Raw genomic sequence first — 14,161 nt, forward strand, 5'->3', positions numbered from 1 at the left:
ATAACCCTCCGCCGAAATTCCTCCCGCCGATCCCTCCCGTCGATCCCTCCCGCCGAGGCAGCGCCCCGGTCCCTCACCGAGCACGCCCGTTCCCGAGCACGGAGAGCACACCATGACATCCGCCGCCGAGCCCGCGGCACCGTACGCCGGGGCACCACGCCAACCCGACCACGGGCCCGACCAGGACGTGCCCCGCACGATCACCTCCCCCGCGACCCCGGGCGACCGGGTGTTCCGCGGCGTGCTGCGGCTGGCCGGCTTCTCGGTCTTCGCGATCATGGGACTGATCGCCTTCTTCCTGGTCCTGCGCGGTTCCGACGCGCTGCGCGCCGTCGGCTGGTCCTTCCTGACCGAGCAGAAGTGGCAGACCGCCGCCCACAACTTCGGCATCGCCGCCGTCCTGCCCAACGGGCTGCTGATCGCGGTGATCGCACTGGTCATCGCCGTCCCGGTGGCGATCGGCACCGCGATCTTCATCTCCGAGTACGCCCCGGTGCGGCTGCGGGCCGCCCTGATCTCGCTGATCGACCTGATGGCGGCGATCCCCAGCATCGTCTACGGCCTGTGGGGCCTGTTCTTCCTGCAGCCGCGGATCATCGGCTTCGTCCGCTGGCTGGCCAACCACCTGGGGGAGTACCTCCCCTTCCTCAAGGTGCGGACCGGCGACATCGGCACCTCGTACACCTCGTCGACCTTCATCGCCGGCGTGGTGGTCTCCCTGATGATCATCCCGATCGTCACCTCGCTCAGCCGGGAGGTCTTCTCCCAGGCCCCGCAGGGCGAGCGGGAGGGCGCGTACGCGCTCGGCTCGACCCGGTGGGGGATGGTCCGCGCGGTCGTCCTGCCGTTCGGCAAGGGCGGGGTCATCGGCGCGGTGATGCTGGGCTTCGGCCGGGCGATGGGCGAGACGATCGCCGTCGCGCTGATCATCTCGCCGAACTTCAAGGCCATCACCCACATCCTGGAGAACGGTGCCAACTCGATCTCCGCGCTGATCGCGCTGCGCTTCGGCGAGTCGGACGCGCTGTCGCTCTCCGCGCTGATGGCCGCCGGTCTGGTGCTGTTCGCGCTCACCCTGCTGGTCAACGTGCTGGCCGGGGTCGTCATCAACCGCTCGCGCTCCGGCGCCGCGACGGCGGACTGAACATGACGGACCGTCAGTCCGCCCACAGGGCACGCAGCCGTCCGAACCGTGAAGGGACCATCCGATGACCACGCTCGACCTGCCGCCGGTCGCGGCGTCCGGGCCCGCCGGCGAGCCCGCGCCCGTCGGGCCCGCCACGCCCACCGCGGCCCGGCAGCCCGAGAAGAAGCTGCGGATCGGCGGCGTCACCCGCGACGACGTCCTCACCGTGGCGGGTGCGGTGGCCGGCTCGCTCGCGCTGGACTGGGTGCTCTACGAGCGGGTGCTGCCGTTCAGCGGCGCCTTCGGCTTCCTGCTCTGCTGGTACCTGCTCTTCCTGGCCGGCTACTACCTGCTCGGCCGGCTCCAGTGGAACCCGATGATGGTGCGGGACCGGCTGGTCGCCGTGGTCGCCTGGAGCTCCGGGCTGCTGGTGGTCGCGCTGACCGCCGACCAGATCGGCTACGTCGCCAGCCGGGGCTGGGAGGCGGCCCAGCACCTCAACTTCTTCACCGAGTCGATGGAGCGCACCGGCCCGCTCGACCCGCTCACCTCCGGCGGCGCGCTCAACGCGATCGTCGGGTCGCTCGAACAGCTGGGCCTGGCCTCCCTGTTCGCCGTTCCGCTGGGCATCGCGGCGGCCGTCTTCATGTCCGAGGTCGGCGGCCGGGCGGCCCGCCCGGTGCGCACCCTGGTCGAGGCGATGACGGCGCTGCCGTCCATCGTGGCCGGCCTGTTCGTCTACGGCATCGTGATCCTCACCTTCGGCTTCGAGAAGAGCGGCTTCGCGGCCTCGCTCGCGCTCACCGTGATGATGATGCCGATCGTCACCCGGGCCGCCGAGGTGGTCATCCGGCTGGTGCCCGGCACCCTGCGCGAGGCCTCCTACGCGCTCGGCGGCAGCCAGTGGCGCACGGTGTGGAACGTGGTGCTGCCGACCGCCCGGCCCGGTCTGGTGACCGCGGTGGTGCTCGGCATGGCACGCGGCGTCGGCGAGACCTCGCCGGTGCTGCTCACCTCCGGCTTCACCCCGCGGTTCAACGCCAGCCCGTTCGACGCGCAGCAGGTGTCGCTGCCGCTGTACATCTGGAACTACGTCAAGCAGCCGTACGACGGGATGATCGCGCGCGGCTTCGCGGCCGGTCTGACCCTGATGGCCGTGGTGCTGATCCTCTTCGTCACCGCGCGCATGCTCGGCGGCCGCCGTCCCGGGCAGCTGACCCGCGCCCAGAAGCGCCGGATCGACCGGGAGGCCCGCCGCCTGGAGGCGGCCGCCCTGGGCGCCGCCACCCGCCCGTACGCCCTCCACCCGCAGGTGCAGCAGTGATGTCCAGACCAACCACCCTCCGTACCAGAGGAGTTCACATGTCCAGGGGCCTCAGTCGCTCCGTGGCCCGGCTGCTGGCGGGGACGATGTCCCTGATGCTCGCGGCGGCCTCCCCGCTGCTGGGGCAGACCCCGGCGTTCGCGGCCTCCGTCTCGCTGAGCGCGGACGGCTCCAGTTGGGCCGGCCCTGCCATCGACCAGTGGCGGCAGGACGTCTCCCCGCAGGGCATCCAGATCAACTTCAGCCCGGTCGGCTCCGCGGCCGGCCGCACCGCCTGGTCGAACGGGCAGGACGACTTCACCGCCTCGGACGTGCCGTTCCGCTCGGGGCAGGACAGCGGGGTGGGGCAGGGCGGCCAGGCGTCCGGGACCGGAAGCGCGGAGAAGCCGACCTGGGGCTTCTCCTACGTCCCGATCACCGCGGGCGGCACCACCTTCATGTACAACCTGGTGGTCGGCGGCAAGCAGGTCCGCGACCTGCGGCTCTCCCCGCAGACCATCGTGGACATCTTCACCAACAAGATCACCAACTGGAACGACCCGAAGATCACCAACGACTACGGCAAGCCGCTGCCCAGCCTGCCGATCACCCCGGTGGTCCGCTCCGACGGCTCCGGCGCCACCGCGCAGTTCACCCGCTGGATGGAGCACACCCACAAGGACCAGTGGGACGCCTACTGCAAGTCCGTCAACGGCGTGAGCTGCGGCGACTACACCGAGTTCTACCCGCCCTCCGGCCGGATGACCGCGCAGAACGGCTCCGACGTGGTGGCCGGCTACATCAAGTCCCCGACCAACGTCGGCACCATCGGCTACGACGAGTACGCCTTCGCCAAGCGCAGCAACTGGCCGGTCGTGAAGGTGCTCAACCAGGCCGGCTACTACGCGCTGCCGACCGCCTCCAACGTCGCCGTCGCGCTCACCGCCGCCAGGATCCGCGGCGTGGACGACGGCACCCCCGCGAACGACCCGAACTACCTGCAGCAGAACCTCGACGGCGTCTACACCATGGACGACCCGCGCGCCTACCCGATCTCCAGCTACAGCTACCTGATCGTGCCGCGGGCCGGAGCCTCGGCGCCCCCGCCGCCGCGCTTCAACAACGACAAGGGGTCCGCGCTCAGCCGCTTCCTCTCCTACGTGCTGTGCGAGGGCCAGGGCAAGGCGGACGACCTCGGCTACTCGCCGATCCCGCGCGGCCTGGTCAAGGGCGGTCTGCTGCAGACCAGGAACATCCCCGGCAACGCCAGCCCGGTCGACCCCGACACCCTCGCCAACTGCGCCAACCCGACCTTCAACTCGGCCGGGGAGCTGACCGTCCTCAAGAACGCCCCGATGCCGAGCCCCTGCGACAAGGCGGGCAGCCCGCTGGACTGCACCGTGCAGAACGGCCAGCCGGTCAAGACCGGTTCCGGCTCGGGCGGTTCCGGCGGCGCGGCCGGCGGCTCCGGCGGTGCGGCGGGCGGCTCCGGCGGCACCGGTGGGTCCGGTGGCACCGGGGGCACCGGTACCGGCGGCGCGGCGGGCGGTACCGGCGGTGCGGGTACGGCCGGCGGTGCCGGCGACCCGAACGCCGCCGGAGCGGCCGGCGGCGACCCGAACGCGCCCGGCGCCGGTGACGGCACCGAGGACGTGGTCGACCCGCAGACCGGCCAGGTGGTCGCCCGCGGCCGCGGCGGCGCCGCCACCGAGGTGGCCGCCAACGTGGTCGAGGTCAGCGGCAAGCCCGAGGACTGGATGCTGTCCTCCCTCACCGCGCTGGAACTGCTCGCCGTGGTGCTCGTCCCGCCGCTGCTCGGCCGCCGCCTGCTGCGCCGCCGCAACGGCTCGGGCGGCACCTCGTGACGGCCCCGGTGCTGGAGAAGCCGGTCGAGCGGAGCGCCGCGGCGCAGCCGGCCGCCCCCGCCGCCGCCGCCGTGTCCGACGCCCCGGTCCGGCCCGCCGTCTCCCCCGGGCGGCGGCGGTTCCTCCAGGGCGCCTGGGCGGTCAGCCTGGCGGCCGCGCTGGTGCTCGGCTTCGTCGGGTACCTGTTCACGCTGTCGCACGTCCAGCAGCGGCACTACCAGTCCACCGCGTACAAGACCTTCCGCGACCAGCTGGCCCGGGCGGTCGCCCCGACCGGCGCGGCCGCCGACGGTGCCCCGGTGGCGCTGCTGGACATCCCGGCGATCGGCCTGCACCAGGCCGTGGTGGTCGAGGGCACCACCGGCCGGGACCTGATGCGCGGCCCCGGCCACCGCCGGGACACCGCACTGCCCGGCCAGCGCGGGGTCACCGTGCTCTTCGGCCGCGGCGCCACCTTCGGCGCGCCGTTCGCCGACCTGTCCAGGCTGCGGGTCGGCGACAGGATCGAGGCCACCACCGGCCAGGGAAAGTTCAGCTACACCGTCAACGTGTACGGCGACGGCGACCACCCGATCGTCGACCCGGCGGCCGGCAACCGGATGGTGCTGGTCACCGGCGACTCCGACTGGATCCCCGGCTCCACCGTGCTGATCGGCGCCCGGCTGGACGGCGACCCGGAGCAGAACCCCGGCCGCCGGCCCGCGACCGTCCCGTACGACAAGGCGCTGGCCGCGGACAAGGGCGCGCTGGCCACCCTCCAGCTCTGGTCGCTCGGCCTGCTCGGCGCGGTGGCCGGCGCCCTGGTGCTGGCCCGGTACTGGCGGCGCTCGGCCGCCTACCTGAGCCTCGCGCCGGTGGTCGGCGCGCTGCTCTGGGCGGTCTACGAGAACGCCGCCGCCCTGCTGCCCAACCTCTACTGACGCGCGCCCGGAGGACCGTTCCGATGACCGACGCACCACTGACCGACACCTCACTGGCCGACTCTTCACCGGCCGATCCGGTCGCCGACACCATCACCCTCCCGCCGGTCGCCCCCGACCCGTACGGGGACCAGCCGCACGGGGACCAGCCGTACGGGCAGGGCGCGGACGGCCATCCCGACGGCGGGCCGCTCGCCGGGCTGGAGACCCGGGAGGTCTCCGCCTGGTTCGGCAGCCGCAAGGTGCTGGAGCGGGTCTCGCTGGCGATGCCGGCCGGCGAGGTCACCGCGCTGATCGGCCCGTCCGGCTGCGGCAAGTCCACCTACCTGCGGATCCTCAACCGGATGCACGAGATGGTGCGCGGCGCCGCCCTCGCCGGCGAGGTGCTGCTGGACGGCGACGACGTCTACCGGCCCGGCCGCCGGCCCGCCGAGGTGCGGCGCCGGATCGGCATGGTGTTCCAGCGGCCCAACCCGTTCCCGGCGATGTCCATCCAGGACAACGTCTCCAGCGGGCTCAAGCTGGCCGGGATCAAGGTCTCCAAGGAGGAGCGCCAGCACCTGGTGGAGACCAGCCTGCGCCGGGCCGGGCTCTGGGACGAGGTGTCCACCCGGCTGCACACCCCGGGCGGGGCGCTCTCCGGCGGACAGCAGCAACGCCTGTGCATCGCACGGTCGTTGGCCGTCTCGCCGGACATCCTGCTGATGGACGAGCCGTGCTCCGCGCTCGACCCGACCTCCACCCGCCGGGTCGAGGAGACCATCGCCGAACTGCGCGGGCGGCTCACCATCGTGATCGTCACCCACAACATGCAGCAGGCCCAGCGGGTCTCGCAGACCTGCGCGTTCTTCCTGGCCACCCACGACACCCCGGGGCGGATCGTCGAGGCCGGGCCGACCGAACAGATCTTCGGCAGCCCGCGCGACCAGCGGACCTCGGACTACGTCAACGGCCGCTTCGGTTAGGCCGGTTCGGCCGGGCGGTTCCTCGGCGCTACAGGCCGAGGAGCCGCTCCAGCACCGCCGCGACGCCGTCCTGCTCGTTGCTCACGGTGTGCAGCGGCACCGCCGCCAGCACCTGCGGGTGCGCGTTCGCGACGGCGTACGCGGTGCCGGCCCAGGCCAGCATCTCCAGGTCGTTCGGCATGTCGCCGAAGGCCACCACCTCGCTCCGGTCGATCCCGTGCCCGGCGCACCAGCGGGCCAGCGTGCTGGCCTTGGTGACGCCGGGCGCGCTGATCTCCAGCAGCGGGATCGACGCGGAGCGGGTGATCTCGGCCAGGTGCCCGGCCGCCGCCCTGGCCTCGGCGAGGAACTTGTCCGGGTCGAGGTCCGGGTGCTTGGCCAGCAGCTTGAACAGGCCCCGGACCGACCCGCCGGCCCCCAGCAGCTCCTCCGCCGGGCCGACCTCGTGCTCCATCTCGTCGCCCCACATCGGCACCGCGTACCCGGCCTCGCGGGCCCAGCCGCCCGGGTACTCGAAGGCGAACGCGGTGCCGGGCAGCGCGGCCCGCAGCGCCTCGACCACCGCCAGGGTGGTCTCCACCGGCAGCGGGAAGGTCTCCAGCAGCTCGCCGCGCCGCACGTCCACCACCGCGCCGCCGTTGGAGCAGATCGCCACCCCGTGGCCGCCGATGTGCGGGCTCACCTGCCGCATCCAGCGCGGCGGCCGCCCGGTCACGAACACCACCCGCACCCCGGCCGCCTCGGCCGCCGCCAGCGCCGCGGCGGTGCGGTCGGTGACGGTGCCGCCGGAGCAGAGCAGGGTGCCGTCCAGGTCGGTGGCGATGAGGCGGGGCGCGGTACGGGATTCGGTCACCGGTCCATCTTCGCCCATCGGCGCGGCCGGGGCACCGGCCCGGGCCCGGGGCCTGCGGCCGCCCCCGCAGTGATCAAGCCCTTCATGCGCCGTTTCCGGCCGATCCGCCCCTACCCGGGGTGCTCGGCCGACCACGGCGGGCATGACTGCCCACGGCAACCCCGTCGGCAGGAAGAGCCATGCCCACACGCCAGCTCCGTGACCAGCCGCCCCCGACCGCCCGCCCCGACACCCGCGACCCGCGCCCGCAGGCCTCCGAAGCGCCGCGGGCACCCGAAGCCTCGCGCGACCCGGTCCTGCTCGGCGACGTCCTCTTCCACACCCTCGCCGACCTCGCCCGCCGCACCTCCGCCCCCTCCCTCCCCGCCCAGCGCACCCGCCCGCACCCGTAGCCCCGCCGCGCGGACGTAGGGTCGGTGGCATGCGACTGAGCACCGTGATCCTCCCCGTCCACCGGTGGAGCGAGGGGCAGAAGACCTGGCGGTCCTTCCAGGACGAGCCCTGGTTCGGCTCGCTGCCGACACTGATGGCGGCCGCCTGCGCCTCGGCATGCCGGTGACCTCGGCCAAGCCTCGTTCGGCCATCACGGCGCCGGATTTCCGGTAGCGAAGCGGCTACAAAGAGATATATTCATTATGCGCATGATATTGTGCGCTTGATGAAGATGTCTTCGCCCTCGCTGCTTCCGCTCTTCCGGTCCCAGCTGCAGGGGGACCTCCTGGCACTCGTGCTGCTGCATCCGGATCGCAGCTGGACGCTCACCGGCCTTGCCAAGGAGCTAGGGGTCTCGCACACGGCTGCCCTCCGAGAGGTGGACCGGCTGGTCGGCGCGGAGATCCTCTCGGAGGAGCGAGTCGGACGAACCCGAGTCATCACAGCCAGGACCGACACCGTCCTGTACAAGCCGCTGTGTGACCTGCTGCTGGTGACGTACGGGCCGATGCCCCGGCTGAGTGCGCTCCTGTCCGACCTGGACGGCATCGACGAGGCGTACATCTACGGTTCCTGGGCAGCCCGTCACAGCGGCGAGCCGGGCCCGATCCCAGCGGACGTCGACGTCCTGGTCATCGGACGACCTGATCCGGACGAACTCTTCGATCTCGCCGAGCGCGCCTCCCGGGAGCTGTACCGGGACGTCAACGTCCACCGTGTCACTCCGGAAGCTTGGGCATCGCCGAGTGACGAGCCATTCCTGACCTCGGTCCGCGAGCGACCGCTGGTCCGCCTGCAACTACGCACGGAGAACGGCGAATGAACCGCTGGGAGCAGGGCCGCACTTTCGTTGACGACCTGATCCAACGTCGTGAGGTCGAGAGGGTGCCGGCCTCGACAGAGCACGCAGAAGTGGAACTCGCCCAGGCCCGGCAGCACTTGGCCTCTGCAGAACTGCTCCTCGACGTCGACCCGGTCGGCGCATACAGCCTTGCGTACGACGCTGCGCGCAAGGCGCTTGCGGCGGTCCTGATGAACCAGGGACTTCGCGCCACGAGCAGGGGTGGCCATGTCGCGGTCTACGAGACGGTGAAGGCGCAGCTGGACCCACCGCTCGGAAGTATCCTGCGGCCGTTCAGCCGTATGCGTGTCCGCCGGAACGAGAGCGAATACCGATCTGCCGAAGCTCCGCCGGTCACCCCCGAGGAGGTCAGGGGAGATCTGCCGAAAGCACAGGCGATCATCGAACTGGCAGAGAAGACCATGCCGCACATGGGTCGCTACTGATCGCCGAAAGTCGGCGTCCACGCTTACGGGCGATCGGGCTGACGCGGCACCCGCCGCGCCCTGGTGAACTTCTGTCGTCCGGTGCCGGCGGCGAGCTCGCCGAGGCGCTTGCCGATCACGGAGACGCCGGGGCGGGGCTCCTGCGCGTAGTACCAGGGCTTGCGCCGGCGCAGCAGGGCTTCTCCGTGCTCGCCCCAGGTGAATCCGGGCTTGCGCAGCAGCTTCCGGAACACCGCGTCGACGGTCTCCGGGTGGGCGGCGGCCAGGCGGCGGATCGGCAGCGGTGCGATCGACTCCTCGCGCAGGTACGCGCGCAGCGCGTCCTGGTACTGCCTGCGGCCCGCGAGGGCAGGGTCGGCGAAGAGGTCCCGAAGCATTCCGTAGTCGGCGTAGAAGTTGAGCCCGTCGACCTCGTCGTAGATGACGCCGACGGTGTCCGAGTTGGTGAGGGCTCGCGGCAGTTCGAAGGCAGGCCGATCGATTCCCGGCAGCCGCCTGCCCCGGGCCCGGTCGGGCCGCTTGGCGATGGCGGCCTCTTGCCGGTTCCGGTAGTAGGCGTTGAGCCTCTCCTCGGCCTCGGCCGGGGGGAGGACCAGTTCGTCGCTGCCGCAGAACTCGATGAACGCGGCCCGGTCCGCTCGCATCGACTGCCATCCCTGCTCGATCTTCTCGGGGTTGCGGAAGACCAGTTCGGGGTGGCTGGTGGCCAACTGGAGCGCGGCTCGGGCGATCTCGGTCGCGTCGGACTTCGGGTAGGACGACATCGCCCCGGAGACCAGCCACGACCCGTCGGCCGAGTGGACGGGCACCAGGCAGGCGAGGAGGAACGCCCCCTTCGATACTCCGCGGAAGGCCGCCCGCCCGACGTTCGAGTACGTGCGGTACTCGAGGTCGTCGACCAGGTTCAACAGGACGACGGCGTCCCCTTCCTTGCGCTGGACCTCGAAGATGCCTTCGACCGGGTCACGCCAGCCGAGCAGCATCGCCCGATCGGCTTCGCTCAAGTCCCGCCGCCCGGCGACGAACCGGTCCACCACGGTCGAACCGTCCGGAAGGCGGTAGCGCAGGATGAAGTTGTCGATGATCCGGATCGCATCGCCTTCCTCCAACTGCCGCTGAGGCCCGGAGGCCTTCAGGAGGAGTGGCGTCAACCACCGGTCGAAGCGCGGGCCCTCGGCGAAGGAGACGAGTTCGCCCTTCAGTTCGGAGCTTCGCTCGATCAGGCCTCGCAACGACGCCTCGTCCTCGCTCCGTACAACAGCAGTCATGCGAGCCCTCCCGGTCCTGAAGGTTCCGACGCTCACTGCGCCCAGTAGTAGCGGTACGCCTCGACCCACTCCGCTCCGTCCGGAGCCGGGTCAGGCAGCGGAAGGTCCAGCAGCCCGATCGCCTGCCGGAACCCGCCTCGGGTGCACAGGGCGACGATCCTGCCGTCCCGCGAGAGGTCGACACCGCGCACGGTCACCTCGACACCCAGCACCGAGGTGCCGAACGGCACCGCGAGGTTCTCCTCCACGGCGGCGAACAGAGCCGATACCTCCTCGTGCTCGTCGTAGGTGTCGACCGTCGCCTCATCGACCAGCGCGGCCAGTTCCCGCCTGCTCAACGTGCCCATGGCGCCACGCTAGCCGATCTGCTCGCGCCGACTCGCGGGCGGTCCGAAGCACCGTCGATCCGCGCCCGTATCGTCGTTCCATGCGCTTGAGTACCGTTATCCTGCCCATCCACCGATGGGCCGAGGGGCAGAAGACCTGGCGGCGGGCCGAGGAACTCGGCTTCCACACCGCGTACACCTACGACCACCTCTCCTGGCGGTCCTTCCAGGACGAGCCCTGGTTCGGCTCGCTGCCGACGCTGACCGCCGCCGCGACCGCGACCGAGCGGCTGCGCCTCGGCACGCTGGTGACCTCGCCGAACTTCCGGCACCCGGTGACGCTGGCGAAGGAGCTGATCACGCTGGACGACGTGTCCGGCGGGCGGTTCACGCTGGGCATCGGGGCCGGCGGGACGGGGTTCGACGCGACGGCGCTGGGCCAGGAGGCGTGGTCGCCGAAGGAGCGGGCGGACCGGTTCGGGGAGTTCGTGCCGCTGCTGGACGAGCTGCTGCGCAGCGACGCCACGACCCGCGAGGGGACGTACTACTCGGCGGTCGAGGCGCGGAACATCCCCGGCTGCGTGCAGACCCCCCGGGTGCCGTTCTACGTGGCGGCGACCGGCCCGCGCGGGCTGCGGCTGGCCGCCGAGTACGGGCAGGGCTGGGTGACGTACGGCGACCCGAAGGGCCCGGCGGACGTGCCGGTGGCGGAGGCGCCCGGCGTGGTCGCGCGCCAGGTCGAGAAGCTGACGGCGGCCTGTGAGGCCGTCGGGCGGGACGCCGGGACGCTGGAGAAGGTGCTGCTCCAGGGGTCGACGGCGGAGAAGCCGCTGCAGTCGGTGGACGCCTTCGTCGATTGGGCGGGTACGTACCAGGAGGTGGGCATCACCGAGCTGGTCATCCACTGGCCGATCCCGGACTCGATCTTCGAGAACGACCTCGCCGTGTTCGAACGGATCGCCACCGAGGGCCTCGCCCAGCTGGGTTGAGCCGACGACCCCACCGAGCCGGAGCACCCCCGCGGGCGCTCCGGCTCCGTCATGTCGTCGGCTGGCGCTAGGATCTGGCCGATTTCCCGGGGGATGTTTCTGGAGTTGGTGATTCCGCATGCCCCGGCCGCGTGTGTCGAGTCCGAGACGAAGGACAGCATGACCAGAGACATATCCAGAGGCGGCCTGCTGCGCCGTGCCACCGCGGTGGCCCTGACCGCGGTGACCGGCCTCGCCGCGGCGGGCCTCGCCGCCCCGGCGGCCTCGGCCGACACGGGTCCGGTCCACAGCGTGATCTCCACCGGCGCGGTGTGGACCGCCGACACCCGCGTCTACCCGCAGCCCGACGGCGCGGACCGGACCTTCTGGTTCTTCGTCAAGGGCACCGGGATGACCGGTGGGAACAGCGTCACCTTCACCTCCTCGGCGGACCCCTCGCAGACCGTGAAGGCGGGCTTCGGCGGCGACGAGCAGGGCGCGCCCTGCTGGACGCCCAAGGGGTCGCCGAACAGCAACTGCCGGGTGACGGTGCACTTCCCGGGTACCAGCGCGCTCGGCCACTGGGAGATGACCCAGGTGGAGCTGGCCCAGCCCGACGGCTCGGTGTACCGGCAGGCGGTGACGGCCGCCATCGGCACCCAGCTGAAGGTGCCGTCGGTGGAGCTGACGGCCGGCGCCAACCCGGTCCAGGCCTCCGGGTTCACGCTGGGCGCGACCACGGCGGACAACCGCGCCCAGGCCCAGACCGTGACGATGTCGATGAAGGCCACCGACACCGCCGGCCGGATCACCCAGGTCGGCCCCGAGCTGACCGGGGACTGCTGGGGCAACGTCGGCGACCTCTCCTGGTCGGGCGACACGGTCACCATGAAGATCACGGTGCCGACCAGCGCCACCACCCCGTGCGTGGTCACCTCCGTCCGGGTGACCGACGACAGCCAGCGGAACTTCGAGGCGAAGGCCCCGGCCGGGCTGGTCATCACCCCGCTGCAGACCCCGGCCACCGCCCTGACGATCGGTGACGTATCCTTCCAGCCCCGGCTGTCGCCCGACGGGGGCACCGCGCCGGTCTCCTTCCCGGTGTCCGACACGATCCCGATCTCCCAGGTCGCGGTGACCGCCCACGGCCCGGTCGCCCCGGGCTGCGCGCCGACGGCCTCGACCACCGTCCCGCCGGGCACCCTCACGACGAACGTCTCGCTGTACCTGCCGTTCGCCGCGGCCGGGACGACCCCGGACGGCTCGAAGCCGACGGGCTGCCAGCCCGGCCTGTACGCGCTGGAGATCGCCGTCACCGACGCGAACGGCACCCACAGCTACGGCGCGGTCGGCACCCCGCTGGCCAAGCCGCTGGACATCTCGGTGGGCAGCGCGGGCACCTACGTGGCGATGGCGCCGCAGCGCCTGCTGGACACCCGGACCACCGGTACGCTCCGGGGCCGCGGCGTCACCTCGCTGAAGGTCGCGGGCACCGCGGGCATCCCGGCCGACGCCGTCGCCGTGGTCATGAACGTCACCGCGACCAACGCCAAGGACACCGGGTTCGTCACCGTCTACCCGGCCGGCGGGTCCGCCCCCGTCACCTCCAACCTGAACCACACCGCGGGGCAGACCGTCCCCAACGCGGTGACGGTCCAGCTCGGTGCCGGCGGCGCCGTCGAGCTGCTCAACGGCTCGGACGGGGACCTCGACCTGATCGCCGACGTCACCGGCTACTACGTCCCGGACACCACGGGCGCCGTCTACACCGGCTTCACCCCCAAGCGGGTGCTGGACACCCGGCCCACCCACGTGCCGTCCCGCGGCACGGTCACGGTGAACCTGTGCGACCAGGCCCGGATCCCGTACGACGCGACGGCGGCCGCGCTCAACGTGACCGTCACCGACCCCAAGGACGTCGGTTTCCTGACGGTCTACCCGCACGGCCAGGCGCTGCCGAACGCGTCGACCCTCAACTTCACGCCCGGGCAGACGATCTCCAACATGGCGGTCGCCCGGCTCGGCGACGGCTGCCTGGTGGACGTCTTCAGCTCGGCCTTCGCGCCGGTCGACATCGTGGTCGACACCTCGGGCTACTTCGTCCCGGACGACAGCGGCCAGACCACCGACGGCGTGCTGGTCACCGGCACCCCCGTGCGGCAGTACGACAGCCGCCAGGGCGGTGGCCCGGTCCCCGGCGGCAGCTCCCTGCTCGGCTGGGGCCTGAAGCCGCGCGACTGGGGCATCGGCTCGCTGCTGCTCAACGTGACGGTCACCAACCCGACCGCGGACAGCTTCGTCACCGTCTACCCGGACGGCGGGCCGGCGGACTCGGCCCCGACCGGTGCCGGGCTGCCGGACGCCTCGAACCTGAACTTCACCGCGGGCCAGACCATCCCCAACATGGTCAACGCCTCGGTCGGGGCCAACGGGTACGTGGACTTCTTCAACCACGTCGGCAGCACCGACCTGGTGGTCGACATGTTCGGGTACTACACCACGGGCGTCGGCGCGAAGTCGGCCGCCGCCACCGCCAGGTCGGCCGCCGTCGCGCCGTCCGCCGCGGCACCCGGGATGGTCGCGTCGCCGGAGGCGAACCCGCTGCGGCTGCCGGTCGTGGCCGCGCGGACGGCGGCGGGCCGCCCCTGATCCGCCGCCCGCCCCGCCCGACCTGACGGACCGACGGGTGTCGCCCCTCCGGGGGTGGCACCCGTCGTCGTCACGGTGGTCGAAGGGGGCCCGGCGCCGGGCGGCTCACCTCACGTCGAGCCGCTCGGCGCCGCCCGCGCAGCCGAGTTGCTTCCCGGCGGCGCGCTCGGCGAAGCCGCGGGCGGCCTCGCCCATCCGC

Annotated in this window: 13 protein-coding genes and 1 pseudogene; 11 read left to right on the forward strand and 3 right to left on the reverse strand. The window is 72.2% G+C overall.

The window, feature by feature from the left end; genetic code table 11:
- The first annotated feature begins 112 nt into the window (after positions 1-112).
- The 5 genes from pstC to ACFU6K_RS12615 all read left to right on the forward strand — a co-directional run bounded on the left by pstC (position 113) and on the right by ACFU6K_RS12615 (position 6,179).
- The gene (gene pstC, locus ACFU6K_RS12595) at positions 113-1,144 is read left to right on the forward strand and encodes a phosphate ABC transporter permease subunit PstC (protein ID WP_380662544.1); all 1,032 of its coding nucleotides are present in this window, start codon (positions 113-115) and stop codon (positions 1,142-1,144) included.
- Positions 1,145-1,208: 64 nt separating this feature from the next.
- Positions 1,209-2,450, forward strand: a complete 1,242-nt coding sequence (gene pstA, locus ACFU6K_RS12600; protein ID WP_380662545.1) for a phosphate ABC transporter permease PstA — start codon at positions 1,209-1,211, stop codon at positions 2,448-2,450.
- A gap of 38 nt (positions 2,451-2,488) precedes the next feature.
- On the forward strand, positions 2,489-4,294 hold the full coding sequence (locus ACFU6K_RS12605; protein WP_380662546.1) for a phosphate ABC transporter substrate-binding protein PstS: 1,806 nt from the start codon (positions 2,489-2,491) through the stop codon (positions 4,292-4,294).
- The gene (locus ACFU6K_RS12610) at positions 4,291-5,214 is read left to right on the forward strand and encodes a sortase (RefSeq protein ID WP_380662547.1); all 924 of its coding nucleotides are present in this window, start codon (positions 4,291-4,293) and stop codon (positions 5,212-5,214) included. Before ACFU6K_RS12605 ends, ACFU6K_RS12610 begins: the two co-directional genes overlap by 4 nt.
- Positions 5,215-5,237: 23 nt before the next feature.
- Positions 5,238-6,179, forward strand: a complete 942-nt coding sequence (locus tag ACFU6K_RS12615) for a phosphate ABC transporter ATP-binding protein (protein ID WP_380662548.1) — start codon at positions 5,238-5,240, stop codon at positions 6,177-6,179.
- Between the two features lie 28 nt (positions 6,180-6,207).
- On the opposite strand, the gene ACFU6K_RS12620 is transcribed toward ACFU6K_RS12615, so the two are convergent.
- A complete protein-coding gene (locus ACFU6K_RS12620; RefSeq protein WP_380662549.1) occupies positions 6,208-7,050 on the reverse strand; it encodes an HAD family hydrolase in 843 nt (280 codons plus the stop codon).
- 161 nt (positions 7,051-7,211) lie between these two features.
- Between ACFU6K_RS12620 and ACFU6K_RS12625 the strand changes: the two genes are divergently transcribed.
- From ACFU6K_RS12625 to ACFU6K_RS12640, 4 genes and pseudogenes are all read left to right on the forward strand, one after another.
- The gene (locus tag ACFU6K_RS12625) at positions 7,212-7,424 is read left to right on the forward strand and encodes a hypothetical protein (RefSeq protein ID WP_380662550.1); all 213 of its coding nucleotides are present in this window, start codon (positions 7,212-7,214) and stop codon (positions 7,422-7,424) included.
- A 29-nt stretch (positions 7,425-7,453) separates the two neighbouring features.
- Positions 7,454-7,579 (forward strand): annotated as a pseudogene (locus ACFU6K_RS12630) (LLM class flavin-dependent oxidoreductase); the annotation flags it as partial.
- A gap of 111 nt (positions 7,580-7,690) precedes the next feature.
- Positions 7,691-8,287 (forward strand): ArsR family transcriptional regulator, encoded by a 597-nt coding sequence (locus tag ACFU6K_RS12635; RefSeq protein ID WP_380662551.1) that lies wholly within the window; start codon positions 7,691-7,693, stop codon positions 8,285-8,287.
- Complete coding sequence (locus tag ACFU6K_RS12640) at positions 8,284-8,751, forward strand: HEPN domain-containing protein (protein WP_380662552.1); 468 nt, start codon at positions 8,284-8,286, stop codon at positions 8,749-8,751. The genes ACFU6K_RS12635 and ACFU6K_RS12640 overlap by 4 nt, the downstream gene beginning before the upstream one ends.
- A 23-nt stretch (positions 8,752-8,774) precedes the next feature.
- Here ACFU6K_RS12640 and ACFU6K_RS12645 read toward each other — a convergent pair whose 3' ends face one another.
- Together ACFU6K_RS12645 and ACFU6K_RS12650 are read right to left on the reverse strand one after the other, a co-directional pair.
- Complete coding sequence (locus tag ACFU6K_RS12645; RefSeq protein ID WP_380662553.1) at positions 8,775-10,019, reverse strand: hypothetical protein; 1,245 nt, start codon at positions 10,017-10,019, stop codon at positions 8,775-8,777.
- A gap of 32 nt (positions 10,020-10,051) precedes the next feature.
- Entirely contained in the window at positions 10,052-10,366 is a 315-nt protein-coding gene (locus tag ACFU6K_RS12650) for a hypothetical protein (protein ID WP_380662554.1), read from the reverse strand.
- An 80-nt stretch (positions 10,367-10,446) separates the two neighbouring features.
- Between ACFU6K_RS12650 and ACFU6K_RS12655 the strand changes: the two genes are divergently transcribed.
- Both ACFU6K_RS12655 and ACFU6K_RS12660 read left to right on the forward strand, forming a co-directional pair.
- A complete protein-coding gene (locus ACFU6K_RS12655; protein WP_380662555.1) occupies positions 10,447-11,334 on the forward strand; it encodes an LLM class flavin-dependent oxidoreductase in 888 nt (295 codons plus the stop codon).
- A 159-nt stretch (positions 11,335-11,493) separates the two neighbouring features.
- Positions 11,494-13,962 carry a hypothetical protein gene (locus tag ACFU6K_RS12660; protein ID WP_380662556.1) on the forward strand — a complete coding sequence of 823 codons (2,469 nt, stop codon included), beginning with the start codon at positions 11,494-11,496 and terminating at the stop codon, positions 13,960-13,962.
- Positions 13,963-14,161: the final 199 nt, after the last annotated feature.

Source organism: Kitasatospora sp. NPDC057512 (assembly GCF_042802135.1).
Classification (GTDB): domain Bacteria; phylum Actinomycetota; class Actinomycetes; order Streptomycetales; family Streptomycetaceae; genus Kitasatospora.